This window comes from Rossellomorea sp. H136 (assembly GCF_056838065.1).
In genome coordinates this window covers 2,647,412-2,662,080 of sequence record NZ_CM166371.1, presented here as the reverse complement: position 1 = coordinate 2,662,080, position 14,669 = coordinate 2,647,412, and the positions used below count along the sequence as shown (strand labels likewise).

Genomic DNA, 14,669 nt, shown 5'->3' with positions numbered 1-14,669 from the left:
TGAATGATTCCGAATTCACAAAATAAGATTACAAATGTTCAAGCTTCGGTTGCAGTGTTTATGACGATTATGGGTGTAGGAGTCATATCACTCCCAATGGTAAGTGCAGAAGCTGTTAAAACACCCGATATTTGGTTAAGTGTGATCATATCAGGATTTATTGCAATGATTTTTGCATTTTTCGTCGTCAGTCTCAGCAGGAAGTTCCCAAGGCAAACGTTTTACCAATATAGCCATCATATCACTGGAAAGCCAATTGGCTTCCTGCTTAACTTGACCATCGCAAGTTATTTCATAACATTATCTGGATATGAAGTGCGTGCAATGGCAGAGGTCATTCGTGGTTATTTATTGGACCAAACACCGATTGAAGTGACAATGTCCATCTTTATCAGTGTAGGTGTGTATTTAGTGGTTGGAGGGATAAAGCCGATTGTTAAACTATTCGAACTTTATTTTCCCATCATTCTTGTTTTTTTTCTATTTATGTTTATCTTAAGTTTTACCAACTTTGAAGTAGATAATGTCAGACCTGTCTTAGGTGACGGGATAAGGCCTATCATTCAAGGAATTAAACCGACAGCACTTTCGTATTTCGGTTTTGAAATCATGTTTATTTTAACAGCCTATATGGACAAGCCACAAAAGGCCCTCTACACAACATTTATGGGTATTGGATTAACCATGGTCATCTATTTGATCATGTTGGTCCTGGTTATCGGGGCACTAACTGTAGAAGAGGTGCGGCTCCTTACCTTCCCTACAATGGAACTGGTAAAATCGATTGAACTTAAAGGGTTTTTCCTGGAAAGGTTTGAAACATTCTTTATTATTATGTGGGTGATCACTACCTTCACAACTTTCACTATTTCTATGTACATTGCCTCTTTAGGTTGGCAACAAACCTTTAATAAGAAGAGTTCAACCATTACGTATGTCTTAATACCTGTCATTTATTTAGCAGCGATGTATCCACAGGATATTAATAGCGTATTTAAATATGGTGATTATGTTGGTTACTTTGGAATTTTAGTCAGCGGGATCTTCCCACTATCCTTATGGTTGATAACATTAGTGAAGAAGAAAAGTAGAAAAGCAATTTCAGAGGAATCTTAATAAAGATGACTTTCTCATTATCCTGATTTATTACCAGATGAAAAAAGGAGGGTGCGACATGATAAGAGTAAAAAAAGGTTTATTGGTTTCTTGTTGTTGCCTCTCTCTTCTGTTCACGACAGGGTGTTGGGATCGCGTTGAAATTGAAGACACCGGGCTGGTAATTGGCGTAGCTCTTGATTACATGGATGATGAACGTCACACTCCCCAATTCACATTACAGTACGTTGTACCCAGCGTATTGGCTGGTGAAAAGGGTGGAGGCCAGGAATTGCCATTCCATAACGTATCGGTCCAGGAATCTTCTTTGTTTGAAGGTGGTAGAACACATTCGACACTCACAAGCCGCAGTCCTAATTATGCCCATTTGAAAGTTTTGGTTATCAGTAAAAAATCTGCTCAATCCATTAATTTGCTTCAATTATTGAACTTTTTTTTTCGCGACCATGAAATTAGAAGAACCGTTCATGTATTAATCTCTGAAGAAGATGCAAGTGAAATCTTAGATATTAAGGGAGGGATTGAACCTATCCCTGCATTAACTTTGTATTCTATTTCAGAACATATGGAAACTAAAACAGGAAAAATGCCTCCTGTCTCGACCTTGGGGGATCTCTCTGAAAAAATGTCTTCGAATTCCAGTGTTATGATACAAAAAGTAAAAGCAATTAAAGGAGGAGTTCAGGTAATCGGTTCAGCTATTATTAAAGGTCACACCCATAAAATGATAGGTGAGTTAAATGATGAGGAAACCTTTGGAATAAATCTCGTGACTGGAGAAGCGAAAGCGGGTGCCATTACAGGGTATGATGATAGAACAGATCAAATCATTACTTATGAAATTGACAACCTGAGGAGCAGAATTGTTCCAAAGGTGAAAGGTGAAGATATTTCATTTAATGTAAACATCGACACGGAAGGACGATTATCAGAAGATTGGATTGAAAGCAGCGATGCATTTGATGAAAAGTTTATTCAAAAAGCAGAAGAACAAATAAAAAAAGAAATAAAACGGATGATAAAATCCGGATTAATGAAAACGCAACAAGACTTGAGGGTTGATGTCGCCGGCTTCGGAGATAGTTTACGTATCCATCACCCGAAAATGTGGAAGAAATTAAAAGAAGACTGGGAAGAACGGTTTGTTGATACAGCAATCGATACTAAAGTGAATGTACATATTCGACAGTTTCAAACACAGGGTAGAAAGATTAATAAACAAGAATAAACTCTTTTTTTTATTATAGTAACCAGAAAAACTTCATATTTAGGGATATTTCATTTCATGAAAGGAGGGAAGTAGGGACCATGGTTACTGAAATTCTTTTAGCCATTCTCATTCTATCGAATGTCATCTTTTTTATTATCCTCTTGAATTGGAAAAGGCTTGTTTCGATCATATATCACATGTTGATGAAAAGAATTTTATCCGATGCCTATGACGAAAATGTAGCAGAGTTATTTCCAGGAACGAAGCGATTTGGACTATTGACCATCATTGAAAATAGCTTGCGAGCTGAAGGAGGAAACGTCCTTCATCGGCCAATGGGATCACCACGCAATTGGCCGAACTTTGAAACGATTACATTTATCCCTGCACAGACTTTTCCATTTCCTACTAGTAATGAAACTGATATCGATGTCTCAATTACTATCGGGCCAAAAGCTAAGAAACCACTTCATTTAAAAATTCCCTTGCTTATTAGTGGGATGGGGTATGGAGTTGGATTAAGTGAAAAATCAAAAATAGCATTGGCACAAGCGGCTACAAAAGCAGGCACGGCTATTAATTCAGGTGAAGGAGGAATTTTGCCGGAGGAAGTAGAAGCAGCTGAAAACTTCATTCTTCAGTTTTCAAAAACATCTTGGGGAAAAGATGAGAATGAAATTAGTAAAGCGAAGATGATTGAAATCAAGCTGGGCCAAGGTGCCCTTGGTGGTATGGGAGCAAGGATCCCACCTGAAAAGCTTAAAGGAAGAGCAAGAGAGATTATGAATATAAAAGACGGAGAAGATGCGATCATCCATGAGCATTTCTTCGAAAATCAAACCTTAGAGGATTTTAAGGAGTTGGTAGAAGATCTGCGGAAATTTTCAAAAGGGGTCCCAATAGGGGTCAAAATAGGGGCAGGTGGGAAATTAGAGGAAGACCTCAATCGAATAATTGAATTGGACATTGACTTTATTGCAGTTGACGGAGGACAAGCTTCTACTCACGATTCTCCTACGATCATTCAAGATGATTTTGGAATCCCCACTTTACATGCCGTCGTTCGTGCATCCAATTATTTAAAAGCTAGAGGAGTGAAAGAGAAAATAAGTTTGATTGTATCGGGAGGTTTGACGACTCCTGGTGATTTCTTAAAAGTGATTGCAATGGGCGCAGATGCGGTTTATTTAGGATCATCCATGCTATATGCGATTTCTCATAGTCAACTAAACAAATCCATGCCTTGGGAGCCGCCAACACAGCTTGTGTGGTATGGAGGTAAATATGAAGATCGTTTCGACGTTGAGAAGGGGGCAGAAGCAGGGCATAAATTCTTAACAGCATGTACAGAAGAAATGAAAGTGGCATTGAGAGCGATGGGGAAAACATCTTTAAAACAATTATCTTCAACTGACATCGTTTCTTATGATGAAAAAACAGCAAAATATTTAGGTATTCCCTATTCATTTAATACCTATAATGATTAGGGAATAGCATCACAAAGTGGGATGAAGTGAATATCTATAGTTTTTCTATGTTCCAAAATAGGGCATCCATCCTTTTAACATAGTGAAGCTTAGTTAGAGAAATAGGAATATAAACGTCATTGGATATTTGTATTTCCGGGGTATTAAGTTCCGCATATGCAGGCTGAAGTGGCCATTGGTCATGATGAATATTTCCAATGAAAAGGTCATTCTTAATATTACAGCTGAAAAGGCAATAACGTTCTGTTAGAAAGTAGTCAAGTGTGTCTTTCTTAGCGTGAGAAATTACGGATGATGTTGGTTGATATAGAGCTTCGATGTTTTGATCATTCATGTTCTTATCCATGCGGCTACTTTTAAAGAATAGTTGATTATTATGATTTATCCTTATCAGTATATTTTTTGCAAAATAGAAATTGATAGAATACCAACGTTTGACGACGTTACAGACGAATCGATTCCCTGCATCACAGCTGATGAAATATACACCTGGTTTACCTTTATAGGTTACATACGTTCTAATGTTCATTTCAGCAAATGATGGTATCAGAGTAAACATTCGAAAGTTTTTAAAAGATATATTTTCGATGGTAAATAGTACAAGGCTTACCCAAGCTACTTCTTTATAAGTATCTATGGATAATGATCTTGGGACAACTTCTTTTAATGAGTTTATTGATACTGGAAAATGAACAAACAAAAGATTCGACCATGTTTGTTGCATGATCCATTTTTTTTCAGGTGGTGGGAAGGGGCGATGTATTGTATGACCCAATGATTGCATAATATCCATCCTTACTTGTTATAAGATTCGATTATATAACATGAGCATTGTGTGAAATATTCATTTGGATTTCGAACTACTTTATGTTTATTAAATTTTGCAGATTCCTGGTTATTTATTCTATTTGAATATAAAGCAGTAGAAATATAAATAAATATAACGAAGAAGGATTTTATATGAATACCTTTTATTAAGTTAAATCATTAACAAAAAGCAACCGGTTATGGTTGCTGTACATAGTTATTTCTGTTTTTCGTTAATTGAATGGTTGTTGTCTTTTTCAATTGATTCTGTCAGCTCTTTTTCTTTAAAACCATGGAGATTTTCTTCTGTTCGTGTATTCCATATACTATATTTAAATGATGTAAAATCTTTGCGATGACTTGACATTTTTTATCCACCTCCATTTACTATTGTCTCAAAAAAGGAATGAAACTATACCAAGAGAGGTGTTGTAAATATATTTGATTTATATATCAGTAACAGAAATATGTAGAGTCAAGATGCAAGGTTATAAAGGTTTGAAATTAGGAAAAGGTTCCTTTGACTCGTTAAGCGTGGATAGGTTGGTAAGTTCAGCAACTGAACCGATTTTATCCCAAATGGACATCACATTTTTTGATTGATGTGCCATTTCTATTGCCTCATTAGATTTCCACTCAGCAATTTCAATAATGGTCCCATCTTCCGCTTGAAGCGTTAATAATTCTCGATTTGTAATCAATCCTTCTTCTCGAAGAGTAGGGATATGCACTTTAAGAATTTCCTTTAATTCTCTTTCTTTTCCTGGTTTGGGACGATAAAGTGCCATAAAAACAGATGATGACATCATTCCACCTCCTTTTGGGTAATATGATACCATTTAATGGAGAAATAACAAACAGAATATAAATGGGCAATCGGAAATACACAGATTATTAACAGTTAAGGAATGCAAGCAATATATTACCATAACCTGACCTCCCCCTTTTTTGTTACACTTTAAAGGGTTTCAATACGGAGGTTAGTGTTTATGATTAAAAAAGTTCAGATTCTAATTATAATTGCGACCATCTTTGCTATCGGTTTTACTGCAGGGACATTTTTCACACAAAATAGTGTTCACCAGGTGTCCACAAAACTAGCAAAGACAGCAGAACAATCTACTAAAAATCCAGTTCTAAAAAGTTCACCTAAAACGATATCGGATGCACCTTCTAAGGTGTTGATTGGTTATGTGCAGGATTATCGTGACCCATCCGCTATTGATTATTCGAATTTAACACATGTAATATTTTCGTTCGCACACCCTGAAAAAGATGGACGCCTTTCTTTTAATGGTGATACTGCTATGAATAATCTGCGCCGTACGGTTTCTAACGCACATAAACATGATGCAAAAGCAATCCTGGCAGTAGGCGGATGGTTCCATATAAAAGGCGGGGAATCCTATGACTACTTTAAATCAGCGATAGCAAGCCCTTCTTCTAGGGAAAAGTTGGCGAATGAACTTGTTGGCACCGCTAACAGGGAAAATCTAGATGGCATCGATATTGATTTTGAGCATCCTCGTTCAAAGAAGGATGCGCAATATCTTGCCGCTTTCATCAATGATCTAAGTAAAAAGCTCCATGCTGTGAATAAGGAGCTGTCGGTTGCTGTCCATGCAAAGATTCATAGTGTTACTGGCACGGAGACTGACTTTGTAAATTACGATGCTTCCATGTTTCAGCATGTTGATTATGTAAACATCATGGCATACGACGGACAGTGGGATGGTGGCTATAATGCGGCCAATATGGCACCTTATCTTTTTACTGAGAAAATCGTAAACTATTGGGGGAGCCTATTTGATTCACATAGCATTCCAAGGAATAAGCTGGTTCTAGGAGTTCCTTTCTATGGACAGCCTGAAGACCCCTCAATTAAGCCAGTATCATATGAAGCTATTATTAACCATAATCCGGAAATTGACGACAAGGACATTATCAGCATGAACGGCACAACTTACTATTATAATGGTGAAGCAACGATGCAAAAGAAAACAAGCCTGGCATTAAACAACGGATTTGGAGGAATGATGATCTGGGAGGTAGGCCTGGATGCAAAAGGGTCATACAGTCTTACAGGAGCAATCTCTCAGGTTATTAAAAACTCCCAAACAAACCCCGTTAAGTATTATTCGGTAAAACATACTGAATAAATATCCTGCTTAAAAACAAAGAGCATGGTAAACAACATACTCTCATATTCTATAAAAACCTCTTTTTCAGTATAAGTCTATACTGAAAAAGAGGTTTTTTTAAGTGGGGAAAAGGAGTAAGTTGAATCTGAATTTATGTAAAATATAATTCTTCTTTCTTCAATTTTATATGGGTTGTTTGAAAAAGTAATGGAATAGAGAATAAAAAAAGAGCCCATCCCAACCAGGGTGGGTCCAGCATTACAGATTGATTAATTAGTAATCGTGTTTGCATCGATGACAATTACACTTATGTTGATGTTTCTTTTTATGGCAGCCACAATGGTGTTCATGCTTCTTAAAGCATCCGCAATCACGATGATGGTGATCTTTTTTATGACAGTTACAATCATGTTTATCCTCTATTTTAAAACATTTTATTTCTTTTTCATCGAATTCTCTTCTTCTTGGCTTGTCGCAAACATCATGGTCATCATCGCATGAACAGTGGATGAACATCAAGTTGTCCCAAAAACGGCAACAATGAAAATCATCTCTTCTATCTCTTTCGCACCGATTGGAAAATGGGAACCACATCATAAATCCCCCTAACTTCTAGAAAGTTGTCTAGGTAAAACCCCGACTTACTATATACTATGCTACTTTGTCCAATACGCTTGGGCAGAGCTCACATTTCCTATGCGTTTTTATCAGAAAGGAGTAAGTAAATATTCATTTGTTTGATGATGGAAAGGAAAATTTAAAAAAATAAGCGAATTTGCTGGGTAAATATGGTGAAGAGCCTAAAAGAACGGATGTCTGTAGATAGTGCTTTTGAATGGTATTAATAGAAGTGGTACCTTTTGATGGAAAAAGATTATCTTTTCTGTGAGACTCCATTTTTTAGGATGAACAAAGGACATAGATGGTTCATCTTCAAACGGAATATTATCCCGTTAAAGGTCAGGATTATGGAAAACTTAAAAGATCTTAAGGGTTGATCTTTATCTAAATGGAGAATTGCAATTTTTGCTTCTCCTATTCTTAGATCCATTGTCTTAACACAAGTTCTCGTTGATAGAATCAAAACGAATAGAGATGATTAGTTTCCGCTTCCGTTTTCTATCGCTTTACATTGTCGAGGCTTTTGAACAAGACAATTTCTAGGGATTAGTAACAACAATATTTACGAAAGAGCCAAACAAAAAAGACAACTGCCCATTATAAAGGGAGTAGTCTTTTTTTGTTTAGGAAAGTGACATCTGACTAGAGTGTTGGTCACTAATCCAAATAAATTTGCTGTAAGGAAAGACATTTTATTTCACTTTCTTAATTCAGAGCAAGGATCATATAAAGAAATAATCATGAGAACCGACCCAGATTTTTCAGTTATTTCAATTTTACTTGAATATCTTTTACTAATCGATGGTTTACCACTAACATTCCTACACTTAGCAGGAGCAAGACGGCAATAGTAGTGAAAATTGGAAGTGAATGACCTTCTAGAGTAATACCATACACTGTCACTGTTTCGCCAGTCAAAATGTTTGCACTCATCACTAGAATAAAGGCGAATCCACTAGCAATGATTCCTTTCCACCAGTTATATCGGTAGAAAACATGACCGATAAACCAACCAATAATATAATAAAGCCAGGAAGTAATCATAAATAATAGAAAGAAGCTAATCCAATATCCGAAACTTTGGGATTGTATAGATTCTGGAAAATTTATATTTAATAGTGACAGCACAACTCTTTCTAGTAAAGGAAGAAGGAAACTAATGAGCCCAATTGTTAAAGTGATAAGAAAAGAAGAGATAGTTCCTCCTAAAAAATAAGTTCTGCGTGTTAGCCCATGTTCTGTATAATAGCAAAGAAAAGTGAATACTGTCATGATCCCAACAACGAGCATAAAAATACGACTAGAATCATTCATAAAATAAATAAAGTGATCTATAACTGGTCCTTCTTCACCAAGATATTCCACAAACCAATGTATTATACGAATGGTGATTACTACGGCAAAAAACCATATGGACCATTTCATCCATTCTTTATAGAGCTCCCTAATAACGGTTTTATTAAAATGTTGACGCATCATGCTTCCTCCTTCGTAAGATATGTGAATAAATGTTGAAGGGAGATGGAACCAACTTCAAGATCTTTCGATATAGCACGTGTCCAGTCTTCCTCAGTGAATTCCCCATAGATTGTTATTGCCTTTGTTCCACCGAGCCTTTCTTCATGCAAAATGTGCTTGTTTGCAGTGAATTCATTGACTGTATTGCAATCTCCAATAAGTTTGACTCCTCGACGTGTGAATGTTTCAAAGTCTTCATCAACAATTAGTTTACCTTGATTAAGAATGAGAACATGGTCAAAAAGATGTTCCATTTCAGAGACTAAATGTGTGGAAAGAATAAACATTCTGTCATTTCTATTGTGATCTTCTAATAGTTCCTGATAAAACATTTCTCTTGTTGGTGCATCGAGCCCTAAATAAACTTCATCAAAAATTGTAATTGGTGTGCGATTTGCCAGACCAAGCATGATGTGGAAGGCGGCAACCATTCCCTTCGAATATTTACTTAGTGGTTTGTTTAAATCGATTTTGAATTTTTTTACAAGTTCATCAGCATAGCATGCATCAAAGTGAGGGCGATGTAATTTAACCAATTTAAGATATTTATTTGCTTTTTCAACTACTTCATCTTTATAAACACGGTCATAACCAAAGTGAATATTTTTCGTGTGATCAGGATGTTCAAATAGCTCTTCACCATCATAAGTAATGGTTCCAGATGTAGGAAGGCGGTAAGAAGCGATCATGGATAACAATGATGTTTTTCCGGCCCCATTCCTTCCAATTAGGCCGTAGATTTTTCCGGATTCCAATACAGTAGTGACATTTCTAACTGTGTGTTGCTTTCCAAGCATTAAAGAGATATTTTTGATTTCAAGTTTATTCCTCAATATGAAGCTCCTCCTTGGTTTTCTTGATTAAATCAATTAATTCCGCCTCTGAAAATTTCAGTTTTTCAGCTTCTAATATCATCGATTTTAAGTAAACAGAAGCAAAATTTTCCTTTCTATTTTGGAGCAACTTCTGTTGTGCTCCTTCTGCGACAAACATGCCAATTCCCCGTTTCTTATAAAGGATTTCTGCTTCGACTAATTGATTCATACCTTTGGCAACAGTAACGTGGTTCACTTTATAGAAATTCACCAGTTGAGTTGTGGAAGGAGCTTGGTCTCCTTCTTTTAGAGAACCTCGAACTATTTGATCTTCTACCTTTTCTCGAATCTGTATAAAAATTGGTTTTTCAGATTGGAAATGTTGAGTCATTTCATCAACACCTTATCATTTGTTATATGGTTATATAGTAGACTATATAACCGTATAATTGCAAGAGCAAATGTCCATTAGATCGAAAATCCACTTGAAAATATCAATGAAGATTAATAGGACCTCAATTATCACAAAAGTACCAGAGGTTATTGTACAAACTAAGAATTAAAAAGAAACACTCAAAAAACGGGCATTTGAGGGACTACCTATTAAAACTTAAAAATACATATCAGATAAAGATTGAGGTTTTCTTTTGTATTGAGCGCAAAAGCTGATGATCAGTCAGGTGATTTTCAGTTTTATCTTTCTTCAATTAAGATGCAGGATTGTAGACGAAGGTATGTAGAATATAGATATATGGGTAAAAACATAAAGGAAGTGCTATATATGGAAAACACTATATGTTATACAATTGAGCCCCCAGAAAAATTTAAGCAATTATTGACCTTATACGAGTCATTAGGATGGAATTCACTTGGATTAACAGTTAATGATTTAAAACAAATGTGCAATCAAAGTTGGTATGCAATATATGCTTTTGATAAACAAGAATTAGTGGGTATGGGACGTATTATATCGGATGGGGTAGTTACTGGAATTATTTGTGGAGTCGGTGTGCTGCCTAAATATCAATCTAAGGGTATCGGCAAAGAAATATTGAATCGAATAATTCAACATTGTGAGCAAAATCGAATTATTCCTCAACTTATGTGTGAAGAAAATTTGGGGTCCTATTATGAATCTTTAGGATTTAAGAAATTTTCAATTGGAATGTCAAGAAATTTAAAACGATAAATACCTTGGGCTTCACTTATATAGAAGTTGTTACTCTAAATTGCTATTTGACATTTTTAGAATATTATGGAGGTTACAATCGGAAAATCCTTAAATAATTTTAGTAATTATTCTATTAATATCGATCTTCAGCAATCAGATGCGTTTTTCGAATTATGCGTTTTTCGTGTATTGGGCCAGATTGTTGAAGAAAGCAGCAGTGATTTGCAAAGGAATTCATGAACGTTTAAATTACCGATGCATTTAAATTGAAGACTATATTTGTTAGAAACAGTTTCTTTTGACTGTATAGGCCACAACTAGTACATACGTTCGGTTTTGTGTTATGATTTGTAGGGATGTCTAAAAACATTACATTGATAATGGAGGTTTTAAAATTGACTAAAGAACTTACAGTCCGTACCGAAATTTTAATTGATGCGCCAACTGCTAATGTATGGGAGATTCTTGTTAATCCTAAGTACGTAGCTAAGTGGGATGAACTCCCTGAGGATTACCCCCAAGAGCGGATGACAGCCGGAAGTAAAGTGGTATGGGATCTTCCAAATGGAGAGCAGTCCATAACAACATTGATTAAAGCTGATGAAGAGAAAGAATTAGTAATTGCGCTCTACGGTACCGGATGGGAAACCAAACCTAATGAAGGAGACGTTGCCTATTATTTCAATCTCCAAGCTAAAGGGGACAAGACCTTATTACAAATATATATTGGTGATTTCTCTCTAATTAAAGATGGCCAAATGTATTACGATGCATCAATAGAATTTGCCGATAATGCAAAAACAACGATTAAGGAACTTGCAGAAAGTCTGTAACTATTGAGTTAATTTATTCAAGATAAGGGCGCATTTCTATAAGAAGAAATGCTCCTTTTTTTATTGGAGGGATTTTCTAAATTAGAGGATTTTTGAAAAAATTGGTATTGAGTTAAAGAGGCTGGATTGTCGAATAAGGGTCTACAATAATTTCTGAAAAAATAAACTTAAAATTGATGTAGGAGCGGGAAAGTGAGTAGTTAGTACTTCCTTATGGTGGGAAGGACGGATTCTTTAAGAATGAGCGATCCTAGTCTAACGGGGGCAATTCTGCGGATTGCCCTTTTTCATATTGAAATAATGGAAGCAGGATTTTGGATGAAAGCTATATTTTAAACTTTGTGAAAAGTCTATTTAATAGATAAAAAAGGAAGAATTTAAAATTGCAGTATTAGATCTTTCCAATAATTAATAATGGTGTATAGCAAAAATTCAGAATAACTATAGGTCAACTTAATAAAGATGAAGTTGTTAAACCGTTAAAACGTGATAATACAAAGGCTTCTACCAAAAAGGTCACTTTATTCTGTAGTTATATAAATAATTATAGGGAAAACATTCCATAATAGAATAAAGTATGTTTTGAGAGGAGATACGTTATGACATCAGATCAACCTCAGAAAAAAAGAGTGATTATGCTTGTGATTGATTCTTTAATGGACCCGTCTATTCAAGCTGCAATTAAAAGTGGGAAAGCTTCTGCCTTAAACTTTTTTATAAACAATGGTCGATATTTTTCGAATCTGGTTAGTCCATTTCCAACGATGTCTGTCAATGTTGACAGTACATTATTAACAGGCGTTTATAGTGATGAACATAAAGTTCCTGGTTTGCTTTGGTACAGTCAACAAGAAAAAAGAATCATTGACTATGGTGGTCATGTTCATGAGCTTTTTAAACTAGGAATAAAGCAAGCGATGGTCGACATTTTTTATGGTTTAAATCATCAACACTTAAGTAAACAGCACAAAACGATTCATGAAATTTTAAAAGAGAAGGGAATGCAAAGTGCATCTATAAATGCACTATTATATAGGGGGGATTACCCTACTCAAATAAAAATTCCGTTTTTAATTTCATTTATAACGGGGTTAAAAAGACAGCTTGATTCGTATGCACCGAATACTTTCTCATATGGTTCAATGCATAAACTTAGCGCCTTAAAAGAGAACTCATTCTTTTGGCAAAGATATGGATTTAACGATAAATTTTCAGCAAATGAATTAAGGTATCTAATAAAACGAAATGAATTACCTGATTTTACGATTGTTTATTTTCCGGATTTAGACCAAAGTGTTCATAAACATGGGAGAACGGATATTAAAGGGATTGAGAAAGTAGATCAGCAACTTTGCAATATTTTAGATGAATACCCTTCCTGGGATGACGCATTAAAGGACACAATTTGGATTGTTCTTGGTGATAATGGACAAGCATGGATTGATCAAAATCGAAAAGCTGCATTAATTGATCTTAGAAAAGTATTAAACTCGTATCAAATTGTGAAATTAAGAAAGGGCGTAACGGAGCATGACGAAATTGTTCTTTGTGTGAATGAAAGAATGTCTTTTATTTATACGCTAAATAATCAAAAAGCTCCTTTAGAGGAAATTGCAAGCATCCTCCAAAAAGATAATCGAATTGATGTAATTGCCATCATAAAAGACAATACCGTAATCGTAACATCCGGTGTACATAGTGGACAGCTTCACTTTCATCCTAATGGAAAACATGTAGATGAGTATAATCAAACATGGTTTATTGAAGGGAATACTGGCATATTAGATCTTACAATAACAAATAATGCAATCAAATATGGGGACTATCCCGATGCTTTATCAAGGCTTTATTCTTCCTTTTTCTCACATGATGGAGAATACTTAATTGTTTGTGCTAAACCGGGTCATGAATTTAAAGGGGAAGGCTCTCCAACACATATTGGTGGTGCGAGTCACGGTGGATTACATAAGCAAGATTCTTACGTATCAATGATTGTGAATGGAACGGAAACAACACCAAGGCATATGCGGATTTTAGAAATGAAAGATTGGATTCTTGAACTGCTTACATCATAGACTTTATTTAATTTTGGTGCCAAGCCCAGTTACGAGTTGGGAAAGGCACCATTATTTTTTCCTTTTGGAATAATTTTTTTAATCCATTGAATCATTAATAAGTTTTATAAAAAAGTTTAATCATTGTAAAAACGTTTGATAAAAAATCCTATTGTATGTGAAACTAGACTTTTATATTAGGTAAATTAGCATTCAGTATTATTGTACCCACTGAACAATTTCTTCAATTGTTTGTCTTGTTTTTTCTCGAGGCCGATTTAAGCGAAAACCAAAAGCAACCATACAAGCTATACCAAAGTGATCCTTATCCAAAAGGCCTTCGTTTACGAGGATATTCTCTGCCTCAACTTTATTGAAACCTTCTATAGGACAGGAATCGATACCGATTAATGCGGCTGAAGTCATCATATTACCTGCTGCAAGATATGTTTGTCTGCATGACCATTCAAACATAGCTCTTTCATTATTAAATATATTAAAATCAGTATGAAGAAATTTCTCATAAGCAGAACTTCTTTGTTTGATAATATTTTCAGGTAATTTGTGCGTATGACGCATGATGTCTATTATATAATCTGAGTCAGCAGACATATCATTTTTTGTCCGTGCCAGTATGATGACGAAATGGCTTGCTGTTTTGAGCTGTTTTTGCCCTCCCCAGGTGACCGGACTCAACTTTTCTCGTATATGTGAATTTTGTAACAGGATAAATTTCCACGGTTCGAAACCAAATGAACTCGGAGTTAATCTTGCAGTTTCGAGAATAAAGTCAAAGTCTTCCTTAGCAATCTTTTGGGTAGCTTCAAATTCCTTGCATGCGTGTCTATAGTTAAATGCATTCAATACGACTTCCTTATGCATTTTATCTTCACTCC

15 protein-coding genes are annotated in these 14,669 nt (G+C 35.4%); 7 read left to right on the top strand and 8 right to left on the bottom strand.

Annotated features, from left to right (window positions below; all coding sequences use genetic code 11):
- Positions 1-3 precede the first annotated feature (3 nt).
- From ACYH0O_RS13405 to ACYH0O_RS13395, 3 genes are all read left to right on the top strand, one after another.
- Complete coding sequence (locus tag ACYH0O_RS13405) at positions 4-1,116, top strand: GerAB/ArcD/ProY family transporter (RefSeq protein WP_482629120.1); 1,113 nt, start codon at positions 4-6, stop codon at positions 1,114-1,116.
- A 58-nt stretch (positions 1,117-1,174) separates the two neighbouring features.
- Positions 1,175-2,344 carry a Ger(x)C family spore germination protein gene (locus ACYH0O_RS13400; RefSeq protein WP_482629119.1) on the top strand — a complete coding sequence of 390 codons (1,170 nt, stop codon included), beginning with the start codon at positions 1,175-1,177 and terminating at the stop codon, positions 2,342-2,344.
- 80 nt (positions 2,345-2,424) lie between these two features.
- A complete protein-coding gene (locus tag ACYH0O_RS13395; RefSeq protein WP_482629118.1) occupies positions 2,425-3,813 on the top strand; it encodes an FMN-binding glutamate synthase family protein in 1,389 nt (462 codons plus the stop codon).
- 34 nt (positions 3,814-3,847) lie between these two features.
- On the opposite strand, the gene ACYH0O_RS13390 is transcribed toward ACYH0O_RS13395, so the two are convergent.
- The 3 genes from ACYH0O_RS13390 to ACYH0O_RS13380 all read right to left on the bottom strand — a co-directional run bounded on the left by ACYH0O_RS13390 (position 3,848) and on the right by ACYH0O_RS13380 (position 5,429).
- Positions 3,848-4,597, bottom strand: coding sequence for a YqjF family protein (locus ACYH0O_RS13390; RefSeq protein WP_482629117.1), 750 nt, complete (start codon positions 4,595-4,597; stop codon positions 3,848-3,850).
- Between the two features lie 240 nt (positions 4,598-4,837).
- Complete coding sequence (locus ACYH0O_RS13385; RefSeq protein ID WP_482629116.1) at positions 4,838-4,987, bottom strand: hypothetical protein; 150 nt, start codon at positions 4,985-4,987, stop codon at positions 4,838-4,840.
- Between the two features lie 121 nt (positions 4,988-5,108).
- The gene (locus ACYH0O_RS13380; RefSeq protein WP_149155965.1) at positions 5,109-5,429 is read right to left on the bottom strand and encodes an antibiotic biosynthesis monooxygenase family protein; all 321 of its coding nucleotides are present in this window, start codon (positions 5,427-5,429) and stop codon (positions 5,109-5,111) included.
- Positions 5,430-5,609: 180 nt separating this feature from the next.
- Between ACYH0O_RS13380 and ACYH0O_RS13375 the strand changes: the two genes are divergently transcribed.
- A complete protein-coding gene (locus ACYH0O_RS13375; RefSeq protein ID WP_482629115.1) occupies positions 5,610-6,779 on the top strand; it encodes a glycoside hydrolase family 18 protein in 1,170 nt (389 codons plus the stop codon).
- A 251-nt stretch (positions 6,780-7,030) separates the two neighbouring features.
- On the opposite strand, the gene ACYH0O_RS13370 is transcribed toward ACYH0O_RS13375, so the two are convergent.
- From ACYH0O_RS13370 to ACYH0O_RS13355, 4 genes are all read right to left on the bottom strand, one after another.
- Positions 7,031-7,171, bottom strand: coding sequence for a hypothetical protein (locus ACYH0O_RS13370; protein ID WP_482629114.1), 141 nt, complete (start codon positions 7,169-7,171; stop codon positions 7,031-7,033).
- Between the two features lie 976 nt (positions 7,172-8,147).
- Positions 8,148-8,861 (bottom strand): hypothetical protein, encoded by a 714-nt coding sequence (locus ACYH0O_RS13365; RefSeq protein WP_482629113.1) that lies wholly within the window; start codon positions 8,859-8,861, stop codon positions 8,148-8,150.
- Positions 8,858-9,733: an ATP-binding cassette domain-containing protein gene (locus ACYH0O_RS13360; RefSeq protein WP_482629112.1), complete on the bottom strand. Its 876-nt coding sequence runs from the start codon at positions 9,731-9,733 to the stop codon at positions 8,858-8,860. The genes ACYH0O_RS13365 and ACYH0O_RS13360 overlap by 4 nt, the downstream gene beginning before the upstream one ends.
- Entirely contained in the window at positions 9,723-10,106 is a 384-nt protein-coding gene (locus tag ACYH0O_RS13355) for a GntR family transcriptional regulator (protein ID WP_482629111.1), read from the bottom strand. Before ACYH0O_RS13355 ends, ACYH0O_RS13360 begins: the two co-directional genes overlap by 11 nt.
- 390 nt (positions 10,107-10,496) lie before the next feature.
- On the opposite strand from ACYH0O_RS13355, the gene ACYH0O_RS13350 reads away from it, so the two are divergent.
- The 3 genes from ACYH0O_RS13350 to ACYH0O_RS13340 all read left to right on the top strand — a co-directional run bounded on the left by ACYH0O_RS13350 (position 10,497) and on the right by ACYH0O_RS13340 (position 13,794).
- Positions 10,497-10,904, top strand: a complete 408-nt coding sequence (locus ACYH0O_RS13350) for a GNAT family N-acetyltransferase (RefSeq protein ID WP_482629110.1) — start codon at positions 10,497-10,499, stop codon at positions 10,902-10,904.
- A gap of 377 nt (positions 10,905-11,281) precedes the next feature.
- Positions 11,282-11,719 (top strand): SRPBCC domain-containing protein, encoded by a 438-nt coding sequence (locus ACYH0O_RS13345; RefSeq protein ID WP_482629109.1) that lies wholly within the window; start codon positions 11,282-11,284, stop codon positions 11,717-11,719.
- A 599-nt stretch (positions 11,720-12,318) separates the two neighbouring features.
- A complete protein-coding gene (locus ACYH0O_RS13340; protein ID WP_482629108.1) occupies positions 12,319-13,794 on the top strand; it encodes an alkaline phosphatase family protein in 1,476 nt (491 codons plus the stop codon).
- A gap of 198 nt (positions 13,795-13,992) precedes the next feature.
- Here ACYH0O_RS13340 and ACYH0O_RS13335 read toward each other — a convergent pair whose 3' ends face one another.
- The gene (locus ACYH0O_RS13335) at positions 13,993-14,655 is read right to left on the bottom strand and encodes an NAD(P)H-dependent oxidoreductase (RefSeq protein WP_482629107.1); all 663 of its coding nucleotides are present in this window, start codon (positions 14,653-14,655) and stop codon (positions 13,993-13,995) included.
- Between the last annotated feature and the right edge of the window lie 14 nt (positions 14,656-14,669).